Below are 24356 nucleotides of genomic sequence, written 5' to 3' on the forward strand. Positions count from 1 at the left end.
GCTTAGCCCAGGGTGCTCATAAATGTTTTAATGCGATTTGCGGCGTCGATGCATTCTTGTATAGAGGCAACTAATGCCATGCGAACGCGATTTTGCCCAGGGTTGCCTTGTGCGGTGTCTCTGGCCAGATAGCTACCAGGAAGTACGGTCACGTTTTGTTGTGCAAAAAGCTGTTGAGCAAAATCGGTATCGGCAATGGGCGTTTCTGGCCAAAGGTAAAAACTCGCTTCCGGTTTTTCGACGCTCAGGTGACCATCTAGAATCGACAAGACAGCATCAAACTTCTGCCGGTACGCTTCTCTGTTTTTTATTACATGTTCTTCATCGTCCCACGCGGTGATGCTTGCCAGTTGGGTGTGCAAGGGCATAGCACAGCCGTGGTAGGTTCTATAGAGCAAAAACTTTTGCATAATTTCTGCGTCGCCAGCAACAAAACCGGAGCGCAATCCCGGCAGGTTTGAACGTTTTGATAAGCTATGAAATACCACACAGCGTTCAAAGGATGTATTGCCGAGTTCCTGGCAGGCTTGCAACAACCCTGGTGGCGGGGTTTGTTCGTCGAAATACAGTTCGGAATAGCATTCATCGCTGGCGATGATAAAGTCATATTTTTCCGAAAGGTTGATGAGCTGTTTAAGTTGCTCCATCGGAATCACTGCACCGGTGGGGTTGCCAGGGGTGCAGATAAATATCATCTGAGTTTTTTGCCAGATCGCTTCGCTAATACTGTCCAGATCCGCCAGATAATTTGAGCTACCTGTGCAGTTGGCAAAAACGGGCTCTGCTCCAGCAAGTAACGCTGCCCCTTCATAGATTTGATAAAACGGGTTGGGCATGACCACTTTTGCAGGTTGTGTTGCATCGACGACAGCCTGAGTGAACGCAAAAAGTGCTTCCCGAGAGCCGTTTACTGGCAGTATATGCTTTTCGGGGTCGAGCGATTGTGCGGATAAATTAAATCTTTTTTCTGCCCAGAGCGCGATTGCCTGCCTTAGTTCGGGTAAGCCTTTTGTTGCCGCGTAATTGGCGACTTTCCCTAAATGCAATTGCATTTCATCAAGCACAAATTGCGGTGGCTCATGCTTGGGTTCGCCGATTGATAATGCGATATGGTTCAGTTGTTCCGGTGGTGATACCTGCCCCTTAAGTTGGTTGAGTTTTTCAAAGGGGTAGGGTTGTAAGAGTGCAAGATTTGGGTTCATATTATTATGTTCAGGTGTGTAGCTCTTTTTTAACTTGTCTGTCGAGTCGAGCGCAAATTTTTTCCTGCAATGCAATACATAGGTCAGGGTCGCTAAGTGGTGTGCCTTCTGCGGTAGTGATGAAGAATATGTCTTCCGTTCTTTCTCCTAGGGTGGATATCTTAGCGTTTTGTACTTCAATATTAAACTCCATAAAAATACGGGCTATGCTGGCGAGTAATCCCGGACGGTCTGGAGTGATGACTTCCAGTACGGTGTAATTATTGCCTATGTCATTACTAATACGTGTACTGGTTGGTATAGAAAATTGCTTCAGCTCCCGTGGTGTTCTTCGGCGAATGGTATTGCTGTAATCACCTATGAGCATTAGCTCATCTTTTAACGATTTTGCAATTTTGCTATAGGTTGTTGGGTCGTTAGGGAGTGGTTCATAGTTTTCATCTAATACATAAAATGTATCGAGCGTGTATCCGTCGTTGGATGAATATATTTTTGCATCCTGGATGATTAACCCCTGATTCGCCAAATTGTTGGTGGCGGCCGAAAAAACGTGTTGTGAGTTTTTCCAGCGAATAAATATTTGCGTTGCTCCTTTAAAGGCAAGGCTGGATGTTTGTTTAATAATAATCAGTGGGTCTGGGCTGTTGTGTGTGGCCATGGCTTCGGTGTGCCAAGCTATATCGATATGGTTTTCCCGAATAAAATACTCGTCGCTCATGACATCCCACAAACTGCGTGCTTCCTGTTCGTTGATGCCTTTGTCCTGAAGTTTGAGCAGAGCAAGCTGTTGGGTCTCTGATATGACTTCCTGTTTGTCGATGGTGTTTTCCAGTCCGCGCCTCAATGCGCGCTTGGTTTCCAGGTATAGCTGGCGCATTAAGCTTGCGCGCCAGGTGTTCCATATTTCCGGGTTGGTGCCACACATATCGGCCACGGTTAATGCATATAAATAATCCAAATGCATCTGGTCGCCCATTTGCAATGCAAAATTATGAATGACTTCCGGGTCGGTAATGTCTTGCTTTTGAGATACGTATGACATTAAGAGGTGCTTTTCCACCAGCCAGGAAATCAAACGGGTCTCTCTGTTGGATAGACCGTGTTGTTCGCAAAATAGAATAACTTCTTGTGCACCGATAACCGAGTGGTCTCCGCCTCTGCCTTTGCCAATATCGTGAAATAAACCCGCGATATACAATAGTTCCGGTTTTGGCAGGCGTTTCATAATATGCGCAGCAACAGGAAAAAGTTTTTCTTCTTCTGGATAAGTAAATCTACGCATATTACGTATCACTAAAATAGTATGGGCGTCTACTGTATAGCGATGAAATAAATCGTGCTGCATTTGCCCGACAATTTTTCCGAACTCGGGTAGGTATCGACTGAGTATTCCGTAACGTTTCATTCTGGTTAGCTGACTCACCAGCCCGTAACCCAGAGAAAATAATTCCATAAATAGCCGGTTGTTTTCCGGGTCTTTTCTGAAGTTCTCGTCAATTAACCAGCGGCGTTCCCGGATTAAACGTATGGTTGAGCCACGCACACCAAAAATAGATGGGTTGCGACCCATGATTAAAAATATTTCCAGTAATGCGCTTGGGGTTTCATCGAATACGGTATTTCGGGTTACTTCGATATAGTTATCCCGGAGTTGGAAACGGTTGTTGATTTTACGATATTTTTCTCGTTTGTGCCTTTCGTGAATGGATTCATCGAGGTATTGCAGTAATACATCATTTAATTCTGCAAGTGCCGAGACTGTGCGGTAGTAATCGTGCATGAACTGCTCAACCGCGAGGCCTTTTTCATTGTCTTCATAGCCAAATATTTTTGCCAGTTCTCGTTGATATTCAAACAGTAGACGTTCTTCTGCTCGGTTGGTAATAATGTGAAGCCCGAAGCGAACTTTCCATAAATATTCTTCGCTATTGCGCAAAATCGCGAATTCGTGATCAGTAAAAAAATCTTTACCAACAAGTTGCTTAAGCGTTTGAACTGCATAGTAACGTTTTGCAACCCAAGTAATCATTTGTAGGTCGCGCAACCCACCCGGTGCATTTTTTATATTGGGTTCAAGGTTGTATTCGGTATCGTTATTTTTTCTATGACGTTCTTTTTGTTCGGCCCATTTTGCTTGGTAAAACTCGGAAATTGGCCACATGTGGTAGGGGTCAGTCCGAATTTGAAGTTCGTCACGGAGTTTGTCGTTGCCTGCAAGTCGTCGACATTCGAGTACATTGGTGGCAACGGTAATGTCTTCTTTGGCGATAGCCAGGCATTCACTCATGGTGCGAACGGAGCTGCCAACTTCAAGGCCGATATCCCACAGAAATGCAACGAATTTTTCCAGGTTCTCGTTGTATTTTTCGCCTGCTGTATCGTCGAGCAAAATAAGAATGTCGAGGTCGGATTTTGGGTGTAACTCACCACGGCCATAGCCGCCAACGGCAATTAGTGCAATATCGTCCTTCCAATTAAATTGGTGCCAGGCGTAATGCAGGATCAAGTCCGTAAATAGTGCACGCTCTGCTACCAGTTGGCGAACACTGTTGCCTTCAAAAAAACGATCCCGTAAATGCAGGTCAACTCCAGAAATGGCATTTTTGAATACGCCCACAACTGGTTTTTGGCAAAGGTCTTCGCGAAATTGCGATTGATTAAAAAACAGAGGTTGTGGTGCGTAGTCCGGAAGTTGTTTGGCGATTTCGTCCTTCGGCAGTGATGCGTATAGGGACATAATTAAAAAGATTCCTCGCTACGAGCCGTCAATACTTCAACACCATTGGCGGTTACTGCGAGCGTGTGCTCCCATTGAGCGGAGAGGCGTCCGTCTCGTGTCTCTACTGTCCAGCCATCGTTTTTAAGTTTTGTCTGATATTTGCCGGCATTGATCATGGGTTCAATAGTGAAGGTCATGCCTTCCTTTAATTCCATGCCGGTATTTTTACTGCCATAGTGTAAAACCTGCGGCTCTTCGTGGAATACTTTTCCGATACCGTGACCACAATAGTCTCTTACAACAGCGTAATGGTTGGCTTCTGCGTGCTGTTGGATAACGTAGCCAATATCGCCAAGTTTGGCTCCGGGTTTAACGACTTCAATACCTTTATACAGACACTCTTGGGTGATTTTTGATAGTCGGTGGGCATGTGGTGCGACCTGACCAACATAAAACATTTTGCTTGTATCCCCGTGATAGCCGTCAAAAATAACAGTGACATCAATATTTAATATATCGCCGCTTTTTAATATTTTTTTTGCAGAGGGAATTCCGTGGCATACGACCTGATTAATTGAAGTGCAAATGGATTTGGGAAAGCCCTTGTAGTTTAATGGCGCCGGAATAGCCTTAAGGTCTTTGGTGATAAAGTCATGGCATATGCGATCCAGTTCCGCCGTGCTTACTCCGGCAACAACATATTCTTCGATCATCTCCAAGGTCTGCGCTGCCATTTTACCAACGACTCGCATTTTTTCGATTTCTTCAGGCGTTTTTATCGTAACAGACAAGGTGCTTCTCTCTAGTGTATTCATTATGGGGAGCGCGCATTTTAACCTAAAATTTGGGGCGACGTGCTTTTTTTGAAATCAATCTCACAATGATAGAAATTTTAGTATACGTGCGTGTATGAGTATTATTTTTGAGAACTCGTAACTTTTTTGTAAGCATACTGGCCATAGAATAACCTCACAAAAATAAATATATTCATCTTCATTCTCCTTGAGGCTTACTAAATGCTAACTACTCGTGCAGTTGTAGTTTTACTTTCTGTGTTTTGTTTTTCTGTTAATGCGAGCGGATCAGAATCGAATCGTGCTGAAGTGTTGGAAGCTAAGGCAACGATTAAGAAGTACCAGGAGTTAAGAAAGCTGTGTGCAATTTCAAAAGGGATGGCGAGAAAGGAGTGCTTTAGCGCTCTACGGGATGCGAATCAGGACTATAAAGCGGCCAAAAGTGTCGTTGCCGAATTAAAGGCTGATGATGGGGCCAATCTCCGTTTGGTTAGCTCGGTTGAGTAGCCGGGGCGGTTACTTGTTCTAGCCGTGCAGACTGTGGGCGGTGTTCTTCCGCCCCATTCTTTGTTTTTACTCCGGCTTCCCCTCTTTAGCTAGAGGTTTGGTGGCTCGTTCTTCGTCAGATCTTTGGATGCTTTTTGCTCTTTTTCTTTAAGTTTGCGCTCGGATATGGTATAAAGCGCGCCCGGCTCGGAGGCCACCCTCCTGTCGGATCAAATAAATCAATATAGTCACACATATACCGTCACACAATCCTGGGTGCCTTGGCGTCATAGCTTGGTTGGTTTGTGGGGTATATGGAGGCCTAACCCACTAAAAATAGTAGGAAAGAAATATGCCAAGTGTAAGCATGAAAGAAATGCTACAAGCGGGTGTTCACTTTGGACACCAAACCCGTTACTGGAACCCAAAGATGTCTCAATACATCTTCGGTGCGCGTAACAAGATTCATATCATCAACCTGGAGCACACTGTTCCGGCGTTCAACGAAGCTCTGGCTGTTGTTAAGCAGTTGGCTTCACAGAAGAAAAAGATTCTATTCGTTGGCACCAAGCGTGCTGCTCAGAAGTCTGTTAAAGAGCAAGCTACCCGCGCTGGTATGCCATATGTTAGTCACCGCTGGTTGGGTGGTATGTTGACTAACTACAAAACTATCCGTGCTTCTATCCGTCGTTTCCGTGAATTGGAGACTCAAAGCCAGGATGGAACTTTTGAAAAGCTTACTAAGAAAGAAGCGTTAATGCGTACCCGTATGATGGATAAGCTTGAGCTGTCTATCGGTGGTATTAAGGATATGGGCGGCTTGCCTGACGCGCTATTTGTTATCGATGTTGATCATGAGCGTATTGCAGTTCAGGAAGCGAACAAGCTTGGCATTCCTGTAATTGGCGTGGTTGATACAAACAGTGACCCTGCCGGTGTTGATTACATCGTTCCAGGTAACGACGATGCGATTCGCGCAATCAAACTATACACAACAGCTATGGCTGATGCTTGTATGTTTGGAGCGAAGGACGCAAGTGGTGTGCCTAATAAAGACGAATTTGTAGAGGTTGATGACGAGCCAGCAGCGTCCGGCGAGTAAATCATCTTGCAACCTCCAGGCTGTATGTTGATGCAGTCGAGAAGGTCGGTCTGTTTAAGTGGGCTGGCCAGGCAAACAAAAAAGGGGGGATAAGCCCCTTTTTTTGTTGAGATTTTTAGATAAATTAGATTGAGGATCACACAATGGCAGTTTCTGCTTCTTTAGTGAAAGAACTTCGTGAACGCACCGGTTTGGGTATGATGGAGTGTAAAAAAGCGCTTCAAGAAACCGATGGTGATATTGATGTAGCGATTGAAAATCTTCGTAAAGCTTCTGGCTTGAAAGCGGCTAAAAAAGCTGACCGCACTGCTGCGGAAGGTATTGTAGCGGCTAAAGTTGCAGAAGATGGCAGCTATGGCGTGCTTGTTGAAGTTAACAGTGAAACGGACTTTGTTGCCCGTGACGACGGTTTCCTGGCCTTTGCTAACTCTGTTTTGGATAAGGCGTTCAATGAAAAAGCTGGTTCTATTGAGGCTTTGGTTGATGAAGAGCTTGAAAACACTCGTCAGGCGCTAGTACAGAAAATCGGTGAAAATATTGGTATTCGTCGAGTAGCTTTGGTGCAGCCAGAGTCTGGAATAGTCGGTGCTTACGTTCATTCAAATAACCGAATCGCTGTTGTTGTTGAGTTGAGTGCGGGTGAGTCTGAGCTTGCGAAAGATGTCGCGATGCATGTTGCTGCTGTTAACCCTCGTGTTGTCCGTTCAGAAGATATGCCGGAAGAAGTGGTTCAGTCTGAAAAAGAAATCATCAAGGCTCAGCCTGATATGGCCGGCAAGCCAGACGAAATCGTCGAGAAAATGATGACTGGTCGCATCAATAAGTTCTTGAAAGAAAACAGTTTGATTGATCAACCATTTGTTAAAAACCCAGAAGTCACTGTCGGCCAGTTGGCTAAAGATGGTGGTGCGGAAGTTGTTGCTTTCGTTCGCTTTGAAGTGGGTGAAGGTATCGAGAAGAAAGAAGAAGACTTCGCTGCTGAAGTTGCTGCACAGGTTGCTGCAGCCAAATAAGAGCCGAATCAAAGAAGTCGCACTTTTCTTTGGTCATATCAAAGGGCGGGATACATATCCCGCCTTTTTGCTGATACACTTCCGGCGATTTTTTTGACCAACTCGAATGGAGAGTCCTATGTCCAACACCTCAGATGTCAAATATAAGCGAGTTCTTCTCAAATTGAGCGGCGAACAGCTCATGGGTAACCTGAATTTCGGGATTGATCCAGAGTTTTTGGCTAAAATGGCCGATTTGGTCGGTGGCTTAGTAGATGCAGGTGTGCAAGTAGGGCTGGTTATCGGCGGTGGAAACATATATCGCGGCGCAGCATTAAGCAAAGCCGGTATGGATCGCGTAACTGGCGACCACATGGGTATGTTGGCAACTGTGATGAACGCCCTGGCAATGCGCGATGCATTGGAGAAAATTGGCAAGCCTTGTACTGCAATGTCCGCTTTTGCTATGAATGGTGTTACTGAACACTATGATCGTCGTAAAGCCATGCGTCTTTTGGATGCCGGTGAAGTGGTGATTTTTACGGCCGGTACTGGTAATCCGTTCTTTACAACGGACTCTGCTGCTTGTCTGCGTGGTATTGAGATCGGCGCTGATCTAGTGTTGAAAGGAACTAAAGTTGACGGTGTGTATACTGCTGACCCAATGAAAGATCCGACTGCGACGAAATACGACAGTCTGTCTTACGATGAAGTCCTTGCTCAAAAATTGGGTGTTATGGACTTAACTGCAATTTGTTTGTGCCAAGACCACGATATGCCTGTTTATGTTTATAAGAGTGATAAAAAAGGTGCTCTAATGAATATTATTCGTGGTGAAAACGAAGGTACTTTGATTCACGCTGGGAAATAAGTTTTCCCGGCTGAATAGATCAACGCGGAGAAAAAGATGCTTAACGAGATAAAAAAAGACGCCGAAGGGCGAATGAAAAAAAGTGTGGATGTTCTTGGTCAGAATTTTAACAAAATACGGACCGGCCGCGCCCACCCGAGCATTCTTGAGGGTGTATCTGTCTCGTATTATGGTAATGACACTCCGCTATCTCAGGTCGCCAATATCTCGGTGTTGGATGCTCGAACCTTGTCCATTAGTCCTTGGGAAAAGCAGCTGACACCAGAGATTGAAAAGGCGATCCATAAATCCGATTTAGGTTTGAATCCTGTGACAACCGGAGACCTTATCCGGGTGCCAATGCCTCCTCTAACCGAGGAAACACGTAAGAACTATATTAAACAGGCTCGCAATGAGGCTGAAAATGGTCGCGTGTCCATCCGAAATATTCGTCGAGATGCCATTGCATCCGCGAAAGATCTACTGAAAGAAAAGGAAATCACTGAAGACGATGAGCGTCGTTTTCAGGATGAAATCCAAAAACTCACGGATAAGTACATCGGAGAAGCTGAAAAGGCTCTGGCTGCGAAAGAAGCAGACCTAATGGAAATTTAAGGTCTTCTTTGTACCAGACTGGAGAAACATCAGGTGAGTGAACACCCACTACGGCATGTTGCCATGATTATGGACGGCAATAATCGTTGGGCTAAGCGAGAAGGTAAACAGGGGATTGCTGGTCATCGTGCGGGTGTCGAGCGTATTCGGGATGTGCTATCCGCCTCGCGAGAGCGTGGTATCGAAGTTATTACCTTATTTGCCTTTAGCAGTGAGAATTGGCGTCGCCCTCCCAAAGAGGTAGAGGCTTTGATGGGGCTGTTCTACAGCTACCTGAAAAAGGAAGCGCGCAAGCTGGCCGACGAGGGCGTGGCTCTTAAGGTTATTGGCAATCGAACCCGTTTCACTAAAAGCCTACGCAATGCAATTGATGAGGCCGAAGCGCTCGCATGTAAAGGCGATGCGACTTTGGTGATAGCGGCTGATTACGGTGGTTGCTGGGATATTGCTCAATCCGCCCAGGTTCTCGCTTCTCAGGTTAAAGGTGGACTCATTGAGCCCTCAGATATTACTGAGGAGCTTATAACAAAGAATATTTCCACTGCAGACTTGCCCCCTTTGGATTTGTTGATTCGTACAGGTGGTGAATACCGGATCAGTAACTTTTTATTATGGCAAGCTGCTTATGCTGAGCTTTATTTCACGGATCTGCTATGGCCTGAGTTCGATTCGGCTGCATTAAACGTGGCTGTTGATGAATATTATCAGCGCCAGCGCAGATTTGGTAAAACCAGTGACCAAATCGCTCAGGAGAAAAAGCGTGCTTAAACAACGAGTATTCACTGCCCTGGTCTTGACTGGTAGCTTTCTACTGGTGCTTTTTTTCCTTCCTTGGTACATATTTGCTTGTTTCGTCTCGGTCATATTTTGTGTGGCGGCTTGGGAGTGGGCTCGTTTATCGGGCATTAATTCTCAAATCGGCCGAATTGTATACGCGTTTTTATTGTTATCTCTCTCCGCCGGTGGATATTGGTGGAGTGACTGGGGCAGTGATACTGCCTTTGTGCAATCAATACTGATTGTTGCCTGTTGCTGGTGGGCGTTTTCCTTTTTCTGGATTCAGGGCTATCCAAGCAGTTCTGTGATATGGGGTGGAATGATTCCCAGGGCTTTGATGGGCGTGCTGGTGATTGTTCCCGCCTGGATTGCCTCGACTTATATATACTCCCGCGATAACGGTCATTGGTTGATTCTATTTATCGTATTTTTGGTTGCTAGCGCGGATATTGGTGCTTATTTTACTGGGCGTGCTTTCGGTGTTCGAAAGCTTGCCCCTGATGTCAGTCCAGGTAAGTCCTGGGAGGGGGTCTGGGGTGGTCTGGTCGCTGCAGTGTTACTTGCGACCTTGTTCAACTTTATTTTTCAGGCGGGATATTGGTTGCCTCTTTTAGCTATTGCTATACCGACGTCATTGGTGTCCGTTATTGGTGACTTGCTCGAGAGTATGGTGAAGCGCCATGCCGGTGTTAAAGATAGTAGTCAGTTGTTACCGGGGCATGGTGGGGTGCTGGATCGAATCGATGGTTTAGTTGCCGCAGTTCCGGTTTTTACCTTAGCTTACATATCAACTCCGTGGCATCTATAGCCAGCTTGGGGGTGTTTTCTTGAGTTCTATTCAAACAATTTCAATCCTGGGTGCGACTGGCTCTATCGGCGAAAGTACGTTGGATGTAATTCGACGCAACAGGGAAAGGTTTGAAGTCTTTGCTTTATCTGCCCACCGTCGAGTAGAAAAACTGTTTGAGTTGTGTCGGGAATTTGATCCGCAATATGCTGTGTTGGCTACCCCTGACGAGGTGGCTGGGCTGCAGCAGCGTCTGAACGACGCCGGAATTCGGACTGAAGTCTTGGGCGGGGATCAGGCATTAATTGGTGTGGCATCCGCAAGCGAGGTAGACACATTGGTTGCTGCTATTGTGGGGGCTGCGGGTCTGCCCTCCACGTATGCTGCTGTATGTAAGGGGAAGCGAGTTCTACTTGCGAATAAAGAAGCCCTGGTGATGAGCGGTAAACTAATGACCCAGGCAGTAAAACGCCACAATGCCGAACTGTTGCCAATTGACAGTGAGCATAATGCGATCTTCCAATGTTTACCTTCAGGGAAAAACCGTTCTTTTCAGGAGCTCGGGATTAGAAAAGTAATGCTAACTGGCTCGGGCGGTCCCTTTCGTGATCTACCTTTACACCAGCTTGATGGCGTGACTCCAGAGCAAGCATGTGACCATCCGAACTGGTCAATGGGGAAAAAAATCTCTGTTGATTCTGCAACCATGATGAATAAAGGGTTGGAGTTTATTGAGGCCTGCTGGCTGTTTGACTTGTCTCCTCAGAATATCGATATCGTGGTTCATCCTCAAAGCATTATTCATTCTATGGTGGAGTATGTGGATGGTTCCGTTTTGGCTCAGTTGGGCAACCCCGATATGAGAACTCCGATTGCGCACTGCTTGGGCTGGCCTGATCGGATAGAGTCTGGCGTTGCTTCGTTGGATTTCTATACAATGGCCGATTTGAAATTTGAAGCGCCGGATTTTGAGCGTTTCCCTTGTCTCAAATACGCTATTCAGGCCATAGAGACAAAGGGAGAGGCGCCGGTCGCATTGAATGCTGCCAATGAGATTGCAGTAGAAAGCTTTCTGGCTGGACGAATCCGGTTTACAGACATCGCCAAAATTAATGCGTATGTGATGAGTCAGGCTTCAAATCGCGAACCTGTTTCGCTTGATGAGGTCTTAGATGCAGATTCGAGGGCAAGGGCGCTTGCCGTAAATTATTTAGCACAGTTATCGTAATTTACACGATAAGCTTCGGGTGATTTGATTTGGATACATTAACAACGGTTCTTTGGTTTTTAGTTGCATTGTGTGTGCTGGTCGCCGTGCACGAGTATGGACACTTCTATGCAGCGAGACGTTGCGGGGTAAAAGTTCTTCGTTTCTCAATCGGTTTTGGGCATCGCTTATTCAAGTGGACCGATAAACGCGGCACCGAGTGGGCCTTTTCTGCGATTCCGTTGGGTGGATACGTCAAGATGCTCGATGAGCGTGAGGGAGAGGTTGCTATTGAAGAGCGCCATCTCTCGTTTAATGCTGCCAAACCTTGGCAAAAGATCTTCATCGCGTTTGCCGGCCCTTTAGCCAATATTATTCTTTCCGTGCTCTTGTATTGGTTGCTTTTTGCCCAGGGAACGGTTGGTATTGCTCCTGTTATTGGCACCGTGGAACAAGGTTCGGTTGCTTATTCAGCAAAACTGGAGCCTGGGCAGGAGATCGTTGCAATCGATGGCCATAAGGTTTCCACTCAGCGTGAAGTGGCAATGGTGCTTCTCGGTCGTCTGGGGGAAAGTGGTAAGATTCGTTTCTCCGTAAGGTATCAAAACTCAGATCTGATATATGAATCTGAGGGTAGGATTGATAAGTGGTTGCAGGGGGAGGAAAATCCAGACCCATTGAAGGGGTTGGGGCTAGAGTTCTTCTATCCACCGATCACCAGAGAAGTCACTTATGTATCCCCCGGTTCTGCTGCTGAAGAGGGCGGTGTTAAGGTTCGGGATATCTTTATATCCGCTGATAATGTACCTCTGGATTCGTGGGAAACTTTTCGGGATTACGTAAGTCAACGCCCGGGCCAGGAAATACGTTTTGAGGTCGAGCGTGACGGAGAGCTTGTTCAGCTCGATATCGTTCCTCGCGAGTATAAAAAGCCCGATGGTACTGTGATTGGTCTGGTTGGTGTGAGTCCCAAAGTCGAGGACTACCCTGAAGGTATGGTAAAAAAGGCAAGTTACTCCTTTACTCAATCCTTTATTCGCGCTGTTGAAGAAACTCAAGAAACTTCTTCGTTTGTCTTGCTGTCTATGAAAAAGCTTTTAGTTGGAGAGATTTCAATTAAAAACTTGAGTGGTCCAATTGGCATTGCTAAAGTGGCGGGCGATTCCGCCAGAAGTGGTGCATGGACGTTTCTACAGTTCCTGGCCATGATTAGTGTCTACCTTGGAGTGCTCAACTTACTGCCTATTCCTATTCTGGATGGCGGCCATATTATATACGGGATTGTTGAGTGGATATCGGGCAGCCCAGTATCTGAAAAGATACAGATGATTGGTAACCAGCTGGGGTTGGCGATGGTGTTGTGTGTTATGGTGATTGCCTTTTACAACGATATCCTCCGTCTGTGATCCTGATTGTAGATAAATAAAACAATATTTTCGTTAGAGTTGCACCCTTAAATATGAGAAAGGTTTTACTGTTTTTTTGGCTATGGATTCTTTCAACCGTAGCATTCGCCGATGCATTTAAGGTCTCAGATGTTCGAATAGAAGGTCTCCAGAGAGTTTCTGCAAGCCCCGTTTTCGCAGCTTTACCGGTACAGGCAGGTGATATTGCCGATGCCGAAGTGGTGAGAAGTACGATTAGGGCGCTGTTTAAAACCGGTTTCTTTGCAAATGTTCAGGTTGCCCGCGACGGAAATGTCCTGATTGTCATTTTGAAAGAGTTTCCCGCTATTAAGTCGGTAACCTTTGATGGGAATAAGGCCATCAAGACTGACCAGCTTAATGACATATTCTTGGATAATGGTTTATCCGAAGGTGAGATTCTGCAGCAACACAAGCTCGAAGGGATTACTCGTGAACTTGGTCGGCAGTATATTTCGCAAGGTCGTTATAGCGCTTCGGTAAAAACTGAGATCAAAGATCTACCAAACAATATGGTGGACATTGAGGTTTTGATTGATGAAGGTAAGGCGGCAAAAATCAGGCACATCAATATTGTTGGCAATAACACGTTTAACGATAAAGAGTTGATGGATGATTTTGAACAACGCGAATCGGTTTGGTGGAAGTTCTTCTCCAGCTCAGACAAGTACACAAAAGAAAAGCTAACCGGTGATATTGAGACGTTGGAGTCTTATTATCTGGATCGGGGTTATCTTGATTTTAAAATTCTTTCCTCTCAGATCTCAGTTAGTCCAGACAAGCGCTCAGTATTTATTACGCTCAATATTTCTGAAGGAGATGTTTATACCGTTGGCTCAGTTGATATCGCTGGCGATCCAATTGTCTCAGAGGCTCGAGCGAAATCCCTTATTCTGCTTTCTAAAGGTGATGTGTATTCTCAAGCAAGAGTTACTGCAACCACTGAGTATATGACTACGCTTCTTAGCAATATTGGGTACACCAATGCGAAAGTCGAAAGTAACCCCATTAAGCAGGAAGGGGACGAGAGAAAAGTAGACCTAACCTTTTTTATCGACCCTGGCAAGCGTGTCTATGTAAGACGTGTCGAGTTTAAAGGCAATACACAAACTAAAGACGAAGTGTTGCGTAGGGAAATGCGCCAGCTTGAAGGCTCCTCTGCATCTAACGCAAGAATTGAACAATCCAAGGTTCGATTAGAGCGTTTGGGTTTCTTTAAAGAAGTTAGCGTTGAAACTGTTGATGTTCCCGGTTCTGAAGACTTGGTTGACGTTGTATATGAAGTTGAAGAGCAGCCCTCCGGTACAATTAACGCGAGTTTGACCTACGCGCAAAGCACGGGTATTGGCGTTGGTTTAAATGTCGAGCAGACAAACTGGTTGGGAACGGGTAAGCGAGTAGACTTTGGAGTTCAGCAAAACTCTTATCAAACGGTTTACAGCTTTAACTATAACGACCCCTATTTTACTCCTGACGGTGTGAGTCGTGGTTTTACCGCGTTTTATCGAACTCGTGATTACGAAAAAATCAACGTGACATCCTACACAACTGATTCCCATGGTGTGGAGGTCAACTTTGGCTATCCGATTTCGGAGATATCTCGTTTGGGGGCGTCACTGGGTTGGGTACATCAGTCTGTTGAAACAGGTATCTACGCACCGCAGGAAATTAAGGGGAGCCCCCACATTTTTGATTATTCTTCGCTGGTATATGTACGCCAATCTGATCTCCAGGATGTTTTCTTGGAGAAATTTGCAGCAGGTGGAACGCTTGGAACAGCTCCACCGCTAGTTAATGGAGAATATCAAGAGTATTCAATCCCGACCTATGCTGTAACGGAAGATATGCTTTTCGACACCGAACCGGGGTTTCTTGATGAAAATGGAGATAGCTTTAATACTGCACGGTTCGGTTTGAATTGGAGTCGTATAACTCTGAACCGTGGAATCCTGGCTACGAGAGGTAGCTCTCAACGGTTTAATTTTATGGCGACGGTTCCAGGTAGTGAATTGGAGTATTATAAGGTGACTTATGACGCCCAAGCCTTTATGCCGTTAACGCGAAATTTTACATTGAGATTTAAAACCACTTTAGGTTACGGTGACGGTTATGGTGATATGGACGAACTGCCGTTCTTTGAGAATTTTTATGCTGGAGGCTTTGGTTCGGTCAGAGGATATGAGCGATCGACCTTAGGCCCTAAAGCAAGCCCCGCCATTCATTATGAAACGGTATATTCCAGCTGGGAAGATAAGGATGGTGATGGAAACTATCTTGATCGTGAAGAACTCGGACCTAATACAGCAGGATCGGATTCACGGGGGGCATATGTTTTATGTGAAGACCCTTATGCGCAAGGGGCGACAGCGTACCCTTGTGTTCCTGGCAAACTGGATATAGGGCCGCGTAATTATTCAAATAAGAATGCATTTGGGGGGAATATCCTTGTTGAGCTTGGGTCAGAGTTGATATTACCTCTTCCCTCTAATTCCACTCAGCTGGTTCTATTTGTGGATTCGGGCAACGCATTTTCTGATAATTGTCGAGATACTCAGAAGGATTGTTACACTTTCGACTTGGGAGAACTTAAGTCGTCATATGGAGTGGGGTTTACCTGGATTTCCCCAATGGGGCCGATGACGTTTAGCTACGCAATCCCCATTGATAGGGTAACCACGGAAGATGTAAAAAATGATCCAACTCGTTCTGCGGATTTAGTGGAGCGTTTCCAGTTTACCTTTGGTGCTGGCTTTTAATTTTCTAATCATGGGATAAAAAAATGAAAATGAATAAAACATGCATTTTAGCTTTTTTGATTACTTTTTTGTCTGCCTCTGTTTTCGCAGAAAATATTGTTGTCTTTGATATCAAACAAGCCATTTATAGTACTGATTTTGCACAAGCAAAAGATCAGGAATTACAAAAGAACGCAGAATATTCAGAACTTAAGAAAAAGCACGAAAGCCTGATGGCTGAATTAAAAGATCTGGACAAAGAAAGAGAGAAAAAAGGTTTAACTTGGTCTCAGGAGCAGTTGGCTGAGTCCGAGAAGAAAATGCAGTTCATTCAGGAAGATATCAAGTTAATTCGTAAAAAACTGCAGGCAGAGCTGAATGCGGTTAAGGCTGAGGTGGCAAAAGAGTTGCAACCTAAAGCACTTAAAGAGCTGGAAAAAATTATCAAGTCTGAAGGAATTGAGCTTGTTCTTCCGCCCGAAGCATTAGTTTACGCTGCCCCGTCCCGTAATATTTCTCAAAAAGTTACTGATGCTTTAAATAAAGCGAAATAATATACCCGTGAAAGAATACACTCTTCAGTATATTAGTGATTTCTTAGAGGCTGAACTTGTCGGTGACGGACAGCATAAGGTCGGAAGGATTGCGCCACTTGGGGTGGCGGATCAAATGGCAATTAGTTTTGTCGCTTCCGATAAATATTTATCTGCTGTAGATAACTGTATTGCAGGCTGTTTGATTTTGAAGCCTGCACATGCCGACGCCTTTTCCGGGAATAAGCTTTTAGTTGAAGACCCATACCTTGCTTACGCAAAGATATCCGGGTTGTTTGAACCGCGTGTTTCCATAACGGGTGTTCATTCAACGGCTGTCGTGAGTACAACAGCATCGTTAGGTGAAGATGTTGCTATCGGTGCTAATTGTGTTATCGGAGATAATGTTTCCATTGGTTCAGGATGTGAAATCCTTGCTGGCACTGTTATTGGTGATAACACAACAATAGGTTCGAATTGTTTGCTGCATGCCAACGTTACCCTTTATTCTGGAATCACTATCGGTGATCGGGTAATCATTCACAGTGGTACCGCGATTGGTTCTGATGGTTTTGGCTTTGCGCCAAGTGCTGCTGGTTGGCAAAAAATTCATCAGATCGGTGGCGTGATTATTGGTAGTGACGTCGAGATCGGTGCGTGCACAGCAATTGACCGGGGGGCAATTGAAGATACTGTGATAGAAGATGGTGTCATTATCGATAACCAGGTACATATTGCTCACAATGTACGAATCGGCAAGCGCTCTGCTATTGCTGGCTGCGTTGGAATTGCCGGCAGTACAACCATTGGTGCCAATTGTACTGTTGCCGGTGCTGTAGCAATTAACGGCCATATTGAAATAGCCGATAACACACACTTCCACGGTGGTACAATTGTCACCAAGGGAAATGATACCGGAGGGCAGTTTGCATCTGCCACGCCATTAATGGATGTGAAAAAGTGGCGTAGAAATTCCGTTCGATATACTCAACTTGATGACCTGGCTACTCGCATAAAGCATCTGGAAAAGATGCTGGATTCGAAAGAATAGCTTCGGCCTACCTACAATTCCATAAAACACATACATGTTCTAGGGCAACATTAAGAATGATGGACATACTTGAAGTCAAAAAATACTTACCCCACAGATACCCTTTCTTGCTTATTGACCGAGTGGTTGAGCTAATCGAAGGTGAATCTATCGTTGCGTATAAAAACGTTTCTGTAAATGAAGAAGTCTTTCAGGGACATTTTCCGCATTTCCCAGTATTTCCTGGTGTTATGTTGGTTGAAGCTATGGCTCAGGCATGTGGTGTTTTGGGTTTTAAAACAATGGATAAAACGCCGGATGACGGCTCCGTCTATTTGTTTGCCGGTATCGATAATGTGCGATTTAAAAGACAAGTGATTCCGGGCGATCGAGTATTCTTTGAAGCCAAAATTGTCTCGGTAAAACGTGGTATCTGGAAGTTCGAATGCAGTGCTAAAGTTGATGATGAACTGGTGACCAGTGCGACAATTATGTGCGCAGACAGAAGTGTAGGGTAAAGGGGTTAGTGATGAGCTCCCCACTAATACATCCAACAGCTATTGTCGATTCTAATGCAGAAATTGCAGACGACGTGCGTATCGGTCCTTACACCATTATTGGACCGGATGTTGTTATTGGGGAAGGTTCAATTATTGAGTCTCATGTTGTGATTAAAGGCCCAACTCGGATAGGGAAAAATAATCGGATTTATCAATTCTCCTCTGTCGGGGAAGACACGCCTGACCTGAAATACCAGGGAGAGCCAACACGTTTAGTTATCGGTGATGGCAATATTATTCGTGAAGGTGTCACGATTCATCGCGGTACCGTTCAGGATCGTAGTGAAACAACCATCGGCAATGACAATTTACTAATGGCCTATGTCCATATCGGGCACGATAGTGTGATCGGTAATCATTGTATTCTGGTAAATAACGCCTCTCTTGCTGGTCATGTGGTCGTGAATGATTGGGCTATTTTAGGTGGTTACACTCTGGTTCATCAGTTTTGTTATGTTGGTGCACACGCGTTTACCGGTATGGGCTGTGCCGTTGGTAAAGATATACCAGCATACATTATGGTTGCGGGTGCTCCTGCCGCTGCCAGAAATATTAATGTGGAAGGTCTAAAACGACGAGGCTTTTCCAAAGAGCAAATTGCAGACCTTACCAAAGCGTTTAAGCTGATCTATCGTCGAGGCTTGACCAAAGAGGCTGCGATTGAAGAAATAAACACGATGTCTTCTGCATCTCAGGAATTTATGCAAACCTTGTTGGCATCTTTGGAGGCTTCTCAACGCGGAATTGTGCGTTGATGTCCAACATTCGACGCGTGGGAATTGTTGCCGGAGAAGCTTCTGGGGATATTCTCGGTGCGGATTTAATTCGTGAGTTAAAGCTACGTCACCCAGACTGTATTTTTGAAGGCGTCGGCGGAAGCAAAATGATTGAAGAGGGTTTTTCTTCTCTGTTTCCGATGGATGTCCTGTCGGTTATGGGGATCGTTGAGCCACTAAAACGCTTGCCCCAACTTCTATCTATTCGATCTCAGCTTAAGAAGCATTTTATTCAAAATCCTCCGGATGTTTTTATTGGCATCGATTCTCCTGATTTTACTATTCCTTTAGAACGAAAACTGAAGGAAAAAAACATAACTACGGTTCACTATGTGAGTCCTTCTGTTTGGGCATGGCGCAAAGGGCGTATTAAGAATATTGCCAAATCCGTAGATTTGATGCTCACACTCTTTCCGTTTGAAAAGAAAATCTACGACGAAAATAATATTGATTGCGTATGTGTTGGTCATCCACTTGCGGATCAAATTCCACTGGAATTGGATATCGATAGCGCTAAAGAAAAGCTAACGGTCTATAAAGAATATCATCCAGATAAAACGACGGTAGCCATTCTACCGGGGAGTCGTAAAAGCGAGTTGGATAAACTGGCAGATGTTTTTCTTCAGGGTGCGAAATTATGTGCTGATAAAATGCCAGATATGCAGTTTCTCATTCCAGCAGCGAACCGGGAAAGATATGCAGAATTGCAAAACTACATGGTGAGTTATTCAGATTTAAATATCGTCTTAACTGATGGACAGTCGCACACTGTTATGGCTGCTGCGGATGCAGTACTTATGGCTTCCGGGACGACAACGCTTGAAGCGCTGTTGTTGAAAAAACCGATGGTGATTGCTTATCGCCTTGCCAATTTCTCCTACAAGATTCTTTCCCGTATGGTGGATATTGAATTCATCGGTCTGCCCAATTTATTGGCGGGAAGAAAGCTGGTGCCTGAGTTAATTCAGGACGAGGTGACGGCTGAAAATATCGCTCAGTCAATCATGGCTATGTTGCGTGAAAGTCAAACAGAAGATGGTCTGTTAACAGAATACCAGCGAATTCATATTGAGCTAAAAAAACAAGCCGGAGCAACGGCAGTAAAGGCAATTGAAAGCAGGTTGGCTGAAATAAATGACAAATAAAATTATTGCGGGTGTGGACGAGGTGGGGAGAGGGCCTTTAGCTGGTGACGTTGTTGCCGCGGCATGCATTCTTCCAAACGACTTTCAGCTCGAGGGCTTAACCGATTCAAAAAAACTTTCTGAGAAGAAACGTGAATTATTGTTCGGTCAGATCCAAGAACAGGCGGTAAGTTGGTGTATTGCCAGGGCAAATGTTGCCGAGATTGATGAGCTGAATATTTTACATGCCAGCCTTCTGGCCATGAAGAGAGCCGTTGAAGGGTTGGATGTGCAACCGACTTTTGTTTATGTCGATGGTAATAAAATACCGCAATGGCAATATCAAGCTGAGGCGGTTGTCCAGGGGGATAGTTTAATCCCTTCTATCAGCGCGGCTTCCATTCTTGCAAAGGTGACCAGAGACCGGGAAATGGTTCTGTTGGATAAAGAATTTCCCCAGTACGGTTTTGCCAAACATAAAGGCTATCCCACCAAAGTTCACATGGATGCCATAAAGGAATATGGTGTGACTAAACATCATCGAAAATCTTTTGCTCCAGTCAAAGCAGTCATTTCCCAGCAAACGCTCTTTTGAGCGTTTATAGGCCATTTCAACCTTTTATCCGCAAACCCCTAACGACGGTTGTTTTGTAGGTATATTCAGCTATACCTACATATACTGGTGGGGGGATGGACAGTTTCTGTTGATTCCCGCTAATTGAGATAGTGCGATAAAAGAGGCGCAAAAAATAACGTCCTGGGTCACTCTGGTAGAGACTTTGCATTATTTATAATTAGCAAAAAATGTGGTCATTTTTTGGCACCCGAATCTCAGAAATTGAGGTGATGATTGTGGAAACAAAATGCCAAGTAATGGAAAGCAAAATGAGCGCATGGAAGAGTCTTTACTCAAACTGGCTGAAATTGGTGTTTGAGGGGCGTTCAATTATGAGACGCTATATTCGACATCCGTCAGGTATTCCCATTCGCTATTGTTTGGAAGAATCTGAAGGTAAGGCAGAACGGCTAAAAGACGTCAGCCGCGGTGGTCTGTGTTTTAATTCAGAATGTCCGCTACGAGCGGGGGCACATATTCGTATAGAAATCCCGGTTGATACCAGCGATTATCGTGCAGATGGTCAGGTGGCATGGTGTCATCAAGAGGGAGATCACTATGCAGTCGGTGTTAAATTTGAAGACACCTCAACCCAATACAGCGTTCGCATGGTAGAGCAGGTTTGCCATATCGAAGACTATCGAGTGAACGTACTCCAGCACGAAGGGCGCGATTTGACCAGCGAAGAAGCGGCTAGAGAATGGGTCGCAAAGTATGCCGCTGATTTTCCCAGATAGTTAACTTCTCTTGAGTTCTTCTCTTTATAGCTAAGGGGATTACTTAAATATCTTTTTTTCGTCTATTTTTTCCTCGGCTTAAACCGACCTGTGTCGGTGAGACGCTTGGTTGAATTTGTTTGGCTATGTTTCCGGGGTAATTGGCAACTTGGTTTAAGGCACAAAAAAAGCACCAAGGTTATTGGTGCTTTGAGCCGCGTTGGTGATCGCGTTTTTAATTAAGCCGTAAGTAAGCGATCATAACGGCGACTGAGTAAATCGTAAAAACGTTCGCGTAATTCCAGAATACCTTGTTTTAACTCTGCGATTTCCTGATCACTGATGTCTTGTCTGCCGATATATACCTGCTTTCTAAAGAGCGCGATTTTGGCTCCATATAAGCGAAGGGTTTTTTCCATAGTTTTTTCGCCCAGCATTAACAGCTTGGCCTCGGAAGCGGCCAACTTGTCAAAATCGCGAACCAGCTCAGCATTAATACGTTCAAGCTCCTGTTTTCTCGCCGCAGGCCAGCGTTTGCCAAAACGGGTAGATTCAATCACCAGCGCCGAATATTTTGCGAACGAATGGTTTACCTGTCCGACATCCGATGAAATCTGTTCGAACAAGGCCACTCTGTGTTGGCGTGGCTCAAACTCGTTGCGCGTAAACTTGGCGCGTTTCAATGAATACAACCAGATTGCACCAACCGTCATACCTGCACCAAGGGCCAGCTTAATGCCTGTGTCAATAATTGGCCATAAGTCACCAGTTAGCATAGATAATTCCTCAAGCGACGACTATTTGACTTTGTCATGTAACATAAGACTAAGTGCAAAAATCACTCCAATATTACATTCTGGTTTTAGCCGCCGCTGAGTTTGACGGTATGACCGAGTTTTTTCAGGTGTTCCATGAGTTTTTGTCGGTGATCACCCTGGATTTCTATGGTGCCGTCTTTGACGGTTCCCCCGGTGCTGCAAAGCTGTTTTAGCTTCTTGGCCAGAGTCTTTAAATCGTCATCGCTCAGATCGAAGCCGGTAATAATGGATACGCCCTTTCCACCCCGGCCTTTGGTTTCTTTGCGAATTCGTATGACGCCATCGCCGGGTTCTCGTGTTTTTTGTTCCTTCTCTGGTTTAATGCGGCCCTGATCTGTAGAGTAAACCAGTCTTGAATTGCTCATATCTCGACATTCTCGTATTGTTTCGCGAAATCAGGCCATTATAACCCTCAGTTTTGCTATGAATGATCAAACACATAAAGAAAAGATCTACACCATCATTTTTGGTACCACAACGCCAGCGGGTAAATATTTCGATATCACTTTAATCGCCTGCATCCTGATCAGTATGTTGGTGCTAATGCTGGATTCCGTGCAGGCTTTGGCCAGTGAATATCACTACTTCCTCCGTATTGCCGAGTGGTTTTTCACCATATTGTTTACGTTGGAATATATGCTGCGGATATACTGTTCGCCAAAACCTTGGCGTTATGTCACCAGTTTCTATGGTTTTATTGACTTAATATCTGTTTTGCCAAGTTACCTGAGTCTGTTCTTCTCCGGCGCTAACTACTTATTAATGATTCGTTTGTTCCGGGTACTACGGGTTTTCAGAGTATTCAAGTTATTCCGTTACTTGTCCGAAGCGAATGTGTTAATACGCTCCCTGGGTATGGCGAGACGCAAAATCCTGGTGTTCTTTATATCGGTGTTGGTCTTGTCCACGGTGTTTGGCTCGCTTATGTATATTGTTGAAGGTGGCCAGAACGGTTTTAGCAGTATTCCCAAAAGTATCTATTGGACAATCGTGACCATTACCACCGTTGGTTACGGTGATATCACACCGCACACGGTACTAGGACAGTTCATTGCTTCTTTGGCGATGTTGACCGGCTATTCGATCATTGCCATCCCGACAGGAATTCTAACCGCCGAGTTATCACAGGAAATACAGCGAGAGCGCAATAATAAGGCTTGTGGTATTTGTGACCGGTATGGGCATGATGTCGATGCGCACTTCTGTAAATATTGCGGAGGGAAGATCCCCGATTGACGGCCGGTTTCAAGCAAGCGCAGGGCTGGGGGCTTTTATCTTCGCTGCTTTATGTGGTTCTACGGCAGTATTGTTGGGGTCAGTAAGCCAGTGAATTAATCGAAACTCTCCCGAGTGTTCTTCCACAATCGCCGTGCAGGACTCAACCCAGTCCCCCGTATTCAGGTACTGGAACCCTTCCGAATCTTTTATGGCTGCATGGTGGATGTGGCCACATATTACACCGTCAAAGTTTTGTTTTTTTACAGCCAGAGTCACTGCGTCTTCATAGTCATGAATGTACTGTTTTGCCCGCTTGATGTTGTGCTTTAGAAAGCTGGCGAGAGACCAGTAACCAAAACCATAATTTGCCCGGATACGGTTATACAGTCGATTAAGCATCATTAAAAACTCGTAACCGTGGTCGCCAATAAACTTTAGCCATCTGCTGCACCGCGTGACGCCATCGAACTGGTCGCCATGTATGACGAGAATACGTTTTGCATCTTGCGTAATATGAATTTTTTTATTCAGCAATTGAATGTTTTCAAAACGATTGTTGGCAAACCTACGCAAGAATTCGTCATGGTTACCAGTAATATAAAAGACAGGTGTTCCTTTTTTGGATAGTTTTAAAACACGTCGAACAAAACGGTTAAATTGTTTGTTCCAGTAGATCCCGGAACGCATTTTCCAGCCATCGATAATATCGCCGACCAAATATAGCTCGTTACAGGAATAGTGTTTCAAAAAGTTATTGAGTTGTTTCGCTTTGCAGTCTTTGGTGCCTAAATGAACATCAGAAATGAAAATTGTCCGAAAGTCGTTCACTGAAGGCGGTGTCGTTCCGCTTTCACTCTGACCGGCGCGTTTTGCTGAAATGTTTTTAACAATGGTATTGGTTAATTCGTGCATCCGCGTATTGTTAAAAGCTTCTATGAAACTCGTATTATGTATTTATTAAATTCCTGTGAAAGCAAAGTTATGTATACGAAATCAAGGAGTGATATTCGATTTATTTCTATGTGGAAGGTATTTGATTTGAAAGGTCATTTTGTTGCTGATTCGCGTTGAGGGTGGTCTATACTCAATGATACCGCAGTAGGTGTGGGGTTTATTAACGTACATTGCGGCTGGGAATAACGTAAATAATGCAGGGACTAGCCTAAATGCTGAACTAATTTGGTTTTGTATGAGCAAACTGCGAGCTGACTTTAGGGGCATCTCCTTATTTGAAGAGTCGCCCACGCAAAGGAAGAGTAGTCAACTCAGAAGCTT

At 44.9% G+C, this 24356-nt stretch carries 24 protein-coding genes; 18 read left to right on the forward strand and 6 right to left on the reverse strand.

The genetic code is table 11. The features are described 5' to 3' along the window. Positions 1-2: 2 nt before the first annotated feature. From dapC to map, 3 genes are read right to left on the reverse strand one after another with little or no spacing between them, the layout of a single operon-like run. Entirely contained in the window at positions 3-1202 is a 1200-nt protein-coding gene (gene dapC / locus P5V12_RS01355; protein WP_316955440.1) for a succinyldiaminopimelate transaminase, read from the reverse strand. A 10-nt stretch (positions 1203-1212) separates the two neighbouring features. Then, positions 1213-3939 (reverse strand): [protein-PII] uridylyltransferase, encoded by a 2727-nt coding sequence (locus P5V12_RS01360; protein ID WP_316955441.1) that lies wholly within the window; start codon positions 3937-3939, stop codon positions 1213-1215. A 2-nt stretch (positions 3940-3941) separates the two neighbouring features. Next, a complete protein-coding gene (gene map, locus P5V12_RS01365; protein WP_316955442.1) occupies positions 3942-4712 on the reverse strand; it encodes a type I methionyl aminopeptidase in 771 nt (256 codons plus the stop codon). 225 nt (positions 4713-4937) lie between these two features. Here map and P5V12_RS01370 point away from each other — a divergent pair, with 225 nt between their 5' ends. The 17 genes from P5V12_RS01370 (at position 4938) to P5V12_RS01450 (ending at position 21066) form a co-directional block, all read left to right on the forward strand. Continuing rightward, entirely contained in the window at positions 4938-5222 is a 285-nt protein-coding gene (locus P5V12_RS01370; protein ID WP_316955443.1) for a hypothetical protein, read from the forward strand. A 331-nt stretch (positions 5223-5553) separates the two neighbouring features. Then, positions 5554-6303, forward strand: a complete 750-nt coding sequence (rpsB, locus tag P5V12_RS01375; protein WP_316955444.1) for a 30S ribosomal protein S2 — start codon at positions 5554-5556, stop codon at positions 6301-6303. 143 nt (positions 6304-6446) lie between these two features. Then, positions 6447-7316 carry a translation elongation factor Ts gene (tsf, locus tag P5V12_RS01380; RefSeq protein WP_316955445.1) on the forward strand — a complete coding sequence of 290 codons (870 nt, stop codon included), beginning with the start codon at positions 6447-6449 and terminating at the stop codon, positions 7314-7316. Between the two features lie 118 nt (positions 7317-7434). Beyond that, entirely contained in the window at positions 7435-8166 is a 732-nt protein-coding gene (gene pyrH, locus P5V12_RS01385; protein WP_316955446.1) for a UMP kinase, read from the forward strand. Between the two features lie 36 nt (positions 8167-8202). Further along, entirely contained in the window at positions 8203-8760 is a 558-nt protein-coding gene (gene frr, locus P5V12_RS01390; protein ID WP_316955447.1) for a ribosome recycling factor, read from the forward strand. A gap of 69 nt (positions 8761-8829) precedes the next feature. Beyond that, positions 8830-9528: a polyprenyl diphosphate synthase gene (uppS, locus tag P5V12_RS01395; protein WP_410483329.1), complete on the forward strand. Its 699-nt coding sequence runs from the start codon at positions 8830-8832 to the stop codon at positions 9526-9528. After that, positions 9521-10345 (forward strand): phosphatidate cytidylyltransferase, encoded by an 825-nt coding sequence (locus tag P5V12_RS01400; protein ID WP_316955448.1) that lies wholly within the window; start codon positions 9521-9523, stop codon positions 10343-10345. Before uppS ends, P5V12_RS01400 begins: the two co-directional genes overlap by 8 nt. A gap of 28 nt (positions 10346-10373) precedes the next feature. Beyond that, entirely contained in the window at positions 10374-11552 is a 1179-nt protein-coding gene (gene ispC / locus P5V12_RS01405; RefSeq protein WP_410483330.1) for a 1-deoxy-D-xylulose-5-phosphate reductoisomerase, read from the forward strand. A gap of 29 nt (positions 11553-11581) precedes the next feature. Then, a complete protein-coding gene (gene rseP, locus P5V12_RS01410) occupies positions 11582-12937 on the forward strand; it encodes an RIP metalloprotease RseP (RefSeq protein WP_316955450.1) in 1356 nt (451 codons plus the stop codon). 53 nt (positions 12938-12990) lie between these two features. Further along, positions 12991-15711 carry an outer membrane protein assembly factor BamA gene (gene bamA, locus P5V12_RS01415; RefSeq protein WP_316955451.1) on the forward strand — a complete coding sequence of 907 codons (2721 nt, stop codon included), beginning with the start codon at positions 12991-12993 and terminating at the stop codon, positions 15709-15711. A gap of 23 nt (positions 15712-15734) precedes the next feature. After that, a complete protein-coding gene (locus P5V12_RS01420; protein ID WP_316955452.1) occupies positions 15735-16244 on the forward strand; it encodes an OmpH family outer membrane protein in 510 nt (169 codons plus the stop codon). Between the two features lie 7 nt (positions 16245-16251). Continuing rightward, on the forward strand, positions 16252-17274 hold the full coding sequence (gene lpxD, locus P5V12_RS01425) for a UDP-3-O-(3-hydroxymyristoyl)glucosamine N-acyltransferase (protein WP_316955453.1): 1023 nt from the start codon (positions 16252-16254) through the stop codon (positions 17272-17274). A gap of 56 nt (positions 17275-17330) precedes the next feature. Continuing rightward, entirely contained in the window at positions 17331-17771 is a 441-nt protein-coding gene (gene fabZ / locus P5V12_RS01430) for a 3-hydroxyacyl-ACP dehydratase FabZ (protein WP_316955454.1), read from the forward strand. Positions 17772-17782: 11 nt separating this feature from the next. Beyond that, positions 17783-18568 (forward strand): acyl-ACP--UDP-N-acetylglucosamine O-acyltransferase, encoded by a 786-nt coding sequence (lpxA, locus tag P5V12_RS01435; RefSeq protein WP_316955455.1) that lies wholly within the window; start codon positions 17783-17785, stop codon positions 18566-18568. Then, complete coding sequence (gene lpxB, locus P5V12_RS01440) at positions 18568-19734, forward strand: lipid-A-disaccharide synthase (RefSeq protein WP_316955456.1); 1167 nt, start codon at positions 18568-18570, stop codon at positions 19732-19734. The genes lpxA and lpxB overlap by 1 nt, the downstream gene beginning before the upstream one ends. Next, the gene (gene rnhB, locus P5V12_RS01445; protein ID WP_316955457.1) at positions 19724-20308 is read left to right on the forward strand and encodes a ribonuclease HII; all 585 of its coding nucleotides are present in this window, start codon (positions 19724-19726) and stop codon (positions 20306-20308) included. Before lpxB ends, rnhB begins: the two co-directional genes overlap by 11 nt. Before the next feature lie 257 nt (positions 20309-20565). Next, a complete protein-coding gene (locus tag P5V12_RS01450) occupies positions 20566-21066 on the forward strand; it encodes a PilZ domain-containing protein (RefSeq protein WP_316955458.1) in 501 nt (166 codons plus the stop codon). Between the two features lie 218 nt (positions 21067-21284). Here P5V12_RS01450 and P5V12_RS01455 read toward each other — a convergent pair whose 3' ends face one another. Continuing rightward, positions 21285-21821, reverse strand: coding sequence for an energy transducer TonB (locus P5V12_RS01455; RefSeq protein ID WP_316955459.1), 537 nt, complete (start codon positions 21819-21821; stop codon positions 21285-21287). A gap of 86 nt (positions 21822-21907) precedes the next feature. Next, entirely contained in the window at positions 21908-22228 is a 321-nt protein-coding gene (yciH, locus tag P5V12_RS01460; protein ID WP_316955460.1) for a stress response translation initiation inhibitor YciH, read from the reverse strand. A 58-nt stretch (positions 22229-22286) separates the two neighbouring features. Here yciH and P5V12_RS01465 point away from each other — a divergent pair, with 58 nt between their 5' ends. Continuing rightward, positions 22287-23099, forward strand: a complete 813-nt coding sequence (locus P5V12_RS01465; protein ID WP_316955461.1) for an ion transporter — start codon at positions 22287-22289, stop codon at positions 23097-23099. 9 nt (positions 23100-23108) lie between these two features. Here P5V12_RS01465 and P5V12_RS01470 read toward each other — a convergent pair whose 3' ends face one another. Continuing rightward, a complete protein-coding gene (locus P5V12_RS01470) occupies positions 23109-23993 on the reverse strand; it encodes a UDP-2,3-diacylglucosamine diphosphatase (RefSeq protein WP_316955462.1) in 885 nt (294 codons plus the stop codon). Between the last annotated feature and the right edge of the window lie 363 nt (positions 23994-24356).

Origin of the sequence: Teredinibacter sp. KSP-S5-2, from assembly GCF_032773895.1 — a bacterium.
Taxonomy (GTDB): Bacteria; Pseudomonadota; Gammaproteobacteria; order Pseudomonadales; family Cellvibrionaceae.

Bases quoted from the DNA above. Each gene is read 5' to 3' on its own strand.
- dapC (WP_316955440.1), bottom strand. From the start codon at position 1,202: ATGAACCCAAATCTTGCACTCTTACAACCCTACCCCTTTGAAAAACTC.
- P5V12_RS01360 (WP_316955441.1), bottom strand. From the start codon at position 3,939: ATGTCCCTATACGCATCACTGCCGAAGGACGAAATCGCCAAACAACTT.
- P5V12_RS01370 (WP_316955443.1), top strand. From the start codon at position 4,938: ATGCTAACTACTCGTGCAGTTGTAGTTTTACTTTCTGTGTTTTGTTTT.
- rpsB (WP_316955444.1), top strand. From the start codon at position 5,554: ATGCCAAGTGTAAGCATGAAAGAAATGCTACAAGCGGGTGTTCACTTT.
- tsf (WP_316955445.1), top strand. From the start codon at position 6,447: ATGGCAGTTTCTGCTTCTTTAGTGAAAGAACTTCGTGAACGCACCGGT.
- pyrH (WP_316955446.1), top strand. From the start codon at position 7,435: ATGTCCAACACCTCAGATGTCAAATATAAGCGAGTTCTTCTCAAATTG.
- frr (WP_316955447.1), top strand. From the start codon at position 8,203: ATGCTTAACGAGATAAAAAAAGACGCCGAAGGGCGAATGAAAAAAAGT.
- uppS (WP_410483329.1), top strand. From the start codon at position 8,830: ATGGACGGCAATAATCGTTGGGCTAAGCGAGAAGGTAAACAGGGGATT.
- bamA (WP_316955451.1), top strand. From the start codon at position 12,991: ATGAGAAAGGTTTTACTGTTTTTTTGGCTATGGATTCTTTCAACCGTA.
- P5V12_RS01420 (WP_316955452.1), top strand. From the start codon at position 15,735: ATGAAAATGAATAAAACATGCATTTTAGCTTTTTTGATTACTTTTTTG.
- fabZ (WP_316955454.1), top strand. From the start codon at position 17,331: ATGATGGACATACTTGAAGTCAAAAAATACTTACCCCACAGATACCCT.
- lpxA (WP_316955455.1), top strand. From the start codon at position 17,783: ATGAGCTCCCCACTAATACATCCAACAGCTATTGTCGATTCTAATGCA.
- lpxB (WP_316955456.1), top strand. From the start codon at position 18,568: ATGTCCAACATTCGACGCGTGGGAATTGTTGCCGGAGAAGCTTCTGGG.
- rnhB (WP_316955457.1), top strand. From the start codon at position 19,724: ATGACAAATAAAATTATTGCGGGTGTGGACGAGGTGGGGAGAGGGCCT.
- P5V12_RS01455 (WP_316955459.1), bottom strand. From the start codon at position 21,821: ATGCTAACTGGTGACTTATGGCCAATTATTGACACAGGCATTAAGCTG.
- yciH (WP_316955460.1), bottom strand. From the start codon at position 22,228: ATGAGCAATTCAAGACTGGTTTACTCTACAGATCAGGGCCGCATTAAA.
- P5V12_RS01465 (WP_316955461.1), top strand. From the start codon at position 22,287: ATGAATGATCAAACACATAAAGAAAAGATCTACACCATCATTTTTGGT.
- P5V12_RS01470 (WP_316955462.1), bottom strand. From the start codon at position 23,993: ATGCACGAATTAACCAATACCATTGTTAAAAACATTTCAGCAAAACGC.